This is a genomic window from Marinobacterium arenosum, assembly GCF_019795155.1.
GTDB lineage: Bacteria > Pseudomonadota > Gammaproteobacteria > Pseudomonadales > Balneatricaceae > Marinobacterium_C > Marinobacterium_C arenosum.
The window spans coordinates 116,747-123,451 of sequence record NZ_JAILYN010000009.1 but is presented as its reverse complement, the minus strand read 5'-3'; the positions used below and the strand labels follow the sequence as shown (position 1 = coordinate 123,451).

6 protein-coding genes are annotated in these 6,705 nt (G+C 62.7%); 2 read left to right on the top strand and 4 right to left on the bottom strand.

Translation table 11 applies throughout. The features are described 5' to 3' along the window. Nucleotides 1-157 precede the first annotated feature (157 nt). The 4 genes from K6T12_RS06545 to K6T12_RS06530 form a co-directional block, all read right to left on the bottom strand. On the bottom strand, nucleotides 158-1,738 hold the full coding sequence (locus K6T12_RS06545) for a peptide chain release factor 3 (RefSeq protein ID WP_222220689.1): 1,581 nt from the start codon (nucleotides 1,736-1,738) through the stop codon (nucleotides 158-160). A 186-nt stretch (nucleotides 1,739-1,924) separates the two neighbouring features. Next, on the bottom strand, nucleotides 1,925-2,398 hold the full coding sequence (locus tag K6T12_RS06540) for a Crp/Fnr family transcriptional regulator (RefSeq protein WP_222220687.1): 474 nt from the start codon (nucleotides 2,396-2,398) through the stop codon (nucleotides 1,925-1,927). 97 nt (nucleotides 2,399-2,495) lie between these two features. Beyond that, nucleotides 2,496-3,599: a DUF418 domain-containing protein gene (locus K6T12_RS06535; protein WP_222220685.1), complete on the bottom strand. Its 1,104-nt coding sequence runs from the start codon at nucleotides 3,597-3,599 to the stop codon at nucleotides 2,496-2,498. A 30-nt stretch (nucleotides 3,600-3,629) separates the two neighbouring features. Continuing rightward, nucleotides 3,630-4,586 carry a helix-turn-helix transcriptional regulator gene (locus tag K6T12_RS06530; RefSeq protein WP_222220683.1) on the bottom strand — a complete coding sequence of 319 codons (957 nt, stop codon included), beginning with the start codon at nucleotides 4,584-4,586 and terminating at the stop codon, nucleotides 3,630-3,632. A gap of 240 nt (nucleotides 4,587-4,826) precedes the next feature. Here K6T12_RS06530 and K6T12_RS06525 point away from each other — a divergent pair, with 240 nt between their 5' ends. Continuing rightward, entirely contained in the window at nucleotides 4,827-6,119 is a 1,293-nt protein-coding gene (locus K6T12_RS06525; RefSeq protein ID WP_222220681.1) for an ATP-binding protein, read from the top strand. Beyond that, nucleotides 6,079-6,621, top strand: a complete 543-nt coding sequence (locus tag K6T12_RS06520) for a response regulator transcription factor (protein ID WP_255611601.1) — start codon at nucleotides 6,079-6,081, stop codon at nucleotides 6,619-6,621. The genes K6T12_RS06525 and K6T12_RS06520 overlap by 41 nt, the downstream gene beginning before the upstream one ends. Nucleotides 6,622-6,705 lie beyond the last annotated feature (84 nt).

Here is a 6,705-nt window from a genome sequence, read left to right as displayed (position 1 = left end):
CGCGAGAGATGGCATCCACTGCCTGACTGAAATGCATAAAAAAATCCGGAACCCTTAACATGGATTCCGGATTTTCTCTTGCCTGATCAGCAAGTTAAAGAGCTTAACTGATCGGCATTAGCCATCAGGCCGCTTTCTTATCGAGGATCGTTAGCAATCAGTGCTCGCGGGTGGCGCGGAACAGCACATCAGGAGCGCGTTCTTCGGCCAGCGACAGGTTGACCCGGGTCGGCGCCAGGTAGGTCAGCAGGCCGGCGCCGTCGATCGCCAGATTGTCGTGGTTCTTGCGACGGAACTCTTCCAGTTTCTTGTTATCGTCACACTCCACCCAGCGGGCGGTCTGCACGTTGACCGCCTCGTAGACGCAGTCCACCTTGTACTCGTCCTTCAGCCGGAACACCACCACGTCGAACTGCAGTTGACCCACCGCACCCAGCACCAGGTCGTTGTTCTTCAGCGGCTGGAACAGCTGCACCGCGCCCTCCTCCGACAGCTGCTGCAAGCCTTTCTGCAGCTGCTTCATCTTCAGCGGGTCGAGCGGTCGCACGCGGCGGAACATCTCCGGCGCGAAGTGCGGAATGCCGGTGAACTTCAGGCTCTCGCCTTCGGTGAAGGTGTCGCCGATCTGGATAGTGCCGTGGTTGTGCAGGCCGATGATATCACCGGACCAGGCCTCCTCGACGTTGGCCCGGTCGCCGGCCAGGAAGGTCACCGCGTCGGCGATCTTCACGTCCTTGTTGATCCGGGTGTGCTTCATCTTCATGCCCTTGGTGTAGCGGCCGGAACAGATGCGCATGAAGGCGATACGGTCACGGTGTTTCGGGTCCATATTGGCCTGGATCTTGAAGACGAAGCCGGAGAATTTCTCCTCGTCGGCAGCCACTTCACGGGCTTCGGTCTGGCGAGGGATCGGTGCCGGCGCCCACTCGACGAAGCCGTTCAGCATCTCGCGCACGCCGAAGTTGCCCAATGCGGTGCCGAAGTAGACCGGGGTCAGCTCACCGGCCAGGAACGCATCCTGGTCCCATTCGTGGGTGGCGCCACGCACCAGCTCGATCTCTTCCAGGTAGTCGTCGTACTCGTCGCCCAGCAGCTCGCGCGCCTCGGCGCTGTCCAGCCCCTGAATGCGCAGATCCTCCGGAATGGTATGGCCCATACCCGGCGTGAACAGGTGGATCTCGTCGGTGTAGAGGTTGTAGACCCCCTTGAACAGCTTGCCCATGCCGATCGGCCAGGTGATCGGCGCGGCGGCGATCTTCAACACCTCCTCGATCTCGTCGAGCAACTCGATCGGGTCGCGGATGTCGCGGTCCATCTTGTTGACGAACGAGAAGATCGGCGTGTCACGCAGCCGGCAGACCTCCATCAGCTTGATGGTGCGGTCCTCGACACCCTTGGCGCCGTCCACCACCATCAACGCGGAGTCCACCGCGGTCAGGGTACGGTAGGTATCCTCTGAGAAGTCCTCGTGCCCCGGGGTGTCCAGCAGGTTGACGGTACGGCCGGCCCAGGGGAACTGCATCACCGACGAGGTGATGGAGATACCGCGCTCCTGCTCCATCGACATCCAGTCGGAGGTGGCATGGCGATCGCTCTTCTTGCCCTTGACGGTACCGGCGGTCTGAATCAGGTTTCCGAACAGCAGCAGTTTTTCGGTGATCGTGGTCTTACCGGCGTCCGGGTGGGAAATAATGGCAAAAGTACGGCGCTTGCCGACTTCCTGGGCAATCTGTGACATCAAATGATTTCTTCTAACTGACGCAGAGTGGGCAAACTTAAGCCCAAGCGGAGCGATTCCAGCCAGGCTCTGCAGAGTTGAACGGGATTGGTGCTATTTTCGCCGATCCCGGCCTGATAGACAATCGATGCTCCAAAGATCGCCCCACGACGTGCGATGGCGCGCCAACATAAATCCGACCTGATATCAGCCTTTCGGCGGCTGCGCATCGAGTTGCATCTGGAACAGCCGTTCGTTGACCTCGCGCAGACGCCGGCTCAGCTCCCGGGCCATGTTCATCTGGATCATCGCGAACTGGGTCGGGTCCTGCTGATAGAGCTCGTACAGCGCATTCAATGACAACTCGATCGCGCAGCAATCCTCTTCGGCCCTCACCGTGGCGCTACGGGGGCCCATATCGATCAACGCCATCTCACCGAAGCAGTCGCCCTGCGCCAGGTACCGGATAATGCAGTTCTGCTCCTCCCAGCACTTGGTAATGGAGACCTTGCCCCGCTCCAATACGTACAGGGACTCGGCGCTATCACCTTCATGGAAAAAGAACTCACCGGCATCGAGTTTGACGGCGGACGATCTCACCAACAGAAACTGCAGAGCTTCATCACTGATGCCGCCAAAGATCGGCATCTGTTGCAATATTTCCAGCTTGGACGTCGGCACGGGCTTTGCGCCCTCCATTCGTTGCGCCGGCCATGCATCTGCTGTCAGCCAACGCGGCATGCCGGGCAAGATCCGGCTTTGATGAGTACAGTATATGTCAATGTATCGATCCGCCGAGTGCAGCCGCCCAGCGTCGCCGCTGCCATTGGGAAAAGCCGCGCATCGCCGTCTCTATGGGGCCGCGCCCAAAGCGGCACGACCAGAGATAGGCGTAGCCGACAGCCAGCGAACAGAAGAGCGCCGCTGCCAGCAACGCCTCCAGCGACGACCGAGCGCCGATCAAACCCATTGCTTCCAGCGACTCCACACCGATCAGGATATGCGCGATATAGAGCGTCAGCGTCTGTCGCCCAGCCGGCAACAGCAGTTGCAGCCAACGTCCCGAGCCTGGTCGGCTCGCAACCAGCAGGCAACCGGCGATCAGCAGCGTGGCGCTACAGAAGCCGCTCAGCATATACAGCGGCATCGGCGGTACCGGCTTGGTGGTGACCAGCACGGCCAGCTCGGTCCCCGCCAGCAGCCCGGTCAGCCGAGCTGACAGCGCCTCCACCAACAGCAGGCCGAGCCCCCCCAGCAGCAGCAAAACGCTCTGGCAACGCCGCTCGCCGAGCCTCAGCCGGCCGAGCAGCAGACCAAAAATCAGGAAACTCAACCAGGGGAAAAGCGGGTGCCAGCCGTTGAACAACAGGTTGCGCAGAAAACCGCCAGGCGACCAGAAATCCACGTAGCTGTAGTCGCCCCAGTTCCAGCCAGAGTCGTAGTCCAGCAGGAGGATCATCAGCACGAAGACCAGGTTGCAGCCGAGCATCGCAACCAGCAGCCAGCGGGCCGCCAGCCTCAGCACCAGCATGCCGAACAGAAAATAGAATGCGTAGTAGTGCAGAATATCGGCTTGGAAAATCAGCGCATTGAGCATGCCCAGCAGCAGCAGAAACAGCGCCCGGGCCAACAGCTCGAGGTACTTGCGGCGGTCCAGCGCACGCGCCGTTTCGAGCCCGAGACCGACCCCGGCCAGCACCACGAAGGTCGCCGCCGCCTTGCCTTCCAGCGCGGCGATCAGCCCCCCAAAAAAGCCGCCGCCCGGTGCATCCCCAGCCATGACGATATTGAAGTTCACGATCACCATGCCGACAAATGCGAACAATCTGGCCAGATCGAGCCCATCCAGTCGCTCCGATACCGACTTACCCACTGCAGCCATTGTGCAAACTCCTGCTCTTTCCGGCGACGTTCAACGCCGGGCGACGCCGTCTTCGACTTCACCACCGGGCCGGCGCGTCAGCAGCGGCACGCTGATCGTCATGTCCGAGGGTTCGCTCCAGAGCGCCTCGGGATTGTGAATAACCTCGATACAACTGGCCGTCATATCCAGTTCCAGATCATGCTCCAGCAGATAGGCGTACAGCGCATCCCAGACCGCCAGGTAGCCCACTTCACTGCTGATCGACACCCGGCAGCTGAGAAAACGGCCTGCCGGCAGCTGATAGTTGTCGCCAGAGCTGGCTGCCAACTCGATCCCCAGCTGGATGACCAACTGCTGCGGCGGCTTTTCCAGATCCGCCACCGGCGTCAGCAGCACCATCTCGCGGCCCGGCCTGGCGAACCTGCGCCGCCAGAGCCGGTCGATCCTCACCAGGCCCGGCGAGGCCAGCGGCACCAGCGAGAGCTGGCGCACCGGCTGCTCGACCTGCCGGAACGTCAGCTGCCTGGCGATCTGCCGCTCCAGGCAGTCCGTTTGCCGCGCCGGCTGGCCCAGCCGGCGCAGCAAGGCTTCGCGCTCGGCCTGGTGATCCCCCTCGGCCAGCCGGCGTATCTGCCGGGCGGTCAGTTTCAGCTCCCGCTGCAATGCCTTGGCCAGCGCCTGGGATGAGGAGTAGCCGCAATACTGCGCCACCTCGGTGACACTGAGCAGCGGCTCATCGAGCAGCAGGAACACCGCCCACTGCAGCCGCAACCGCCCCTGATACTGGGCCGGGGTTTCCTGGAACACCAGGCGGAACATCCGGTGGAAGTGACCGGCCGACAGGGCACAGTGCTCAGCCACCTGCTGCCAGGTCGGCGGCGGCGTCTGGTCCAGCGTGTCGATCAGATAGGCGATCGCCCGTTCGAAGCGTTGCCGCCAACGCGGCGACAGCGCGGCTATCAAGTGGTGCTCCGGCACCAGGTTGGCCGGCAAAGGGTCAGTCACAGATCGTCTCCTTGATCGGACCGGCGTCATTGATACCGCCGGGTAGTGCCATCATAACGAACATCGACCTCAGGCCAACCGGCCGGGCATCGCTTCGCCGCATCTCGGCTCAGCCAGTGTAGGCGCCGGATAGCGGCCAGACGTGTCCGATTCTGCGATTATGCCCGAAGCCGCTGCGTGGTCCTGCTGTGGCGAATTGTCGCACCTCCTGAGCGCGCAGCTCGGATATACTAGGGCGCCATGAACCCGCACCACGACCAGCTGCTGCAACTGACCTATATCCGCTTCCTGACCCTGCTGGGTCTGAGCGGCGCGCTGTTGTTCGCGCTGTTCGCCCTGCAGGCCGAGTTCAATCCCTGGCTGGTCGGCTCGACATTGGCGGCGACGGCGTTGATGAACGCGGCCACCTTCGCCCGGCTGCACTCGCCCTGGCCGGTCACCGAGCCGGAGCTGGCGACCCACCTAGTGGCCGACCTGGTACTGTACGGCTGCCTGCTGTACCAGACCGGCGGCGCCGGCAACCCGTTCATCTTCCTGCTGCTGTTGCCGCTGATCATCGCCGCCTCAACGCTGTCACGCCGACTGACGCTGCTGATCGCGCTGCTGGCGGCGGCGATCTACAGCTCGCTGCTGCACTACTACATCGAGATTCTGCCGCTACAGGACAGCCACCAGCATCGGCTGCTGAGCCTGTTCGACCTGCACATCACCGGCATGTGGCTCAACTTCCTGCTGACCACGGCGATCCTGACCTATTTCATCGTGCGGATGCGCGCTTCGATGCAGCAGCAGCAGGAGCGCTTGGAGCAGGAGCGCGAGCGCCGGCTGCACGATCAGCAGCTGCTGTCGCTGGCCACCATGGCCGCCGGCACCGCCCATGAGCTGGGCACGCCGCTGTCCACCATGCGGGTGGTGCTGAAAGAGCTGGAGCTGGATCATCGCGATGACCCGGCATTGCTGGAGGATCTGCAACTGCTGCAGAGCCAGGTCGACAGCTGCGCCGAGCGGCTGCAGCAGCTGACCCGTACGGTACGCGACGAGCAGGCCAGCCAGGGCCCGGTGCCGGTCGACCGGTTGCTGGCCGACGCGCTGGAGCAGTGGCAGCTGATGCGGCCGGAGGTCGATTTCCAGCTGGCGGCGCTACCAGGCGGGCCGCTGCCGGCGGTCGAAGGCAGCACCTCGCTACGTCAGGCGCTGTTGAACCTGCTCAATAACGCCGCCGACGCCAACCCAACGGGTATCCGGATTCAGCTGGACTGGGATGCCAGAGAGATCTGGCTGAGAATCCATGACCAGGGCCCCGGCCTGTCGCTGGAGCAGAGCCAACACCTGGGTAAGCCGTTCGTCACCACCAAGGGACGCGGCCTGGGGATCGGCCTGTTCCTGACCGCCACCACCCTGGCCCGCCATGACGGCGACGTACGGCTGTACAACCACCCGAACGGCGGCACCCTGACCGAAGTCACCCTACGTATTCATCATGGAGAGCGCGATGGAACAGCATCCAGCGCAGAAATTGCTGATTGTCGATGACGACCCCACCTTCACCCGGGTGCTGTCCCGCGCCCTGACCCGGCGCGGTTATGAGGTGCAGGTCGCCCGCGACGTGGCCCAGGCCCTGCAGATCGCCGAGCAGTTCCGGCCGGCGCTGGCGACCATCGATCTGAAGATGGAGGGGCCATCCGGGCTGACACTGATTCCGCAGCTGAAGGCAATGTTGCCGGCATTGAAGATGCTGGTGCTGACCGGCTACGCCAGCATCTCCACCGCGGTGGAAGCGATCAAATTGGGGGCGCTGAACTACCTGCCGAAACCGGCCGACGCCGACCAGATCCTGGCGGCCTTCGACAATGCGGAACCGGATGCCGAGATCGAGGTGGTGGAACAGCCGATGTCGGTCAACCGGCTGGAGTGGGAACATATCCAGAAGGTGCTGACCGACCACGACGGCAACGTCTCCGCCACCGCCCGTGCGCTGGGCATGCACCGCCGAACGCTGCAACGAAAATTAGCCAAGAGGCCGGTAAAGAGTTAACAGTTGGGAGTGAACAGTTCGCAGCTTTAAGCCGTAAGGCAGACGCCACGAACACTGTTCACTGTAAACTCAGCACTATCGACT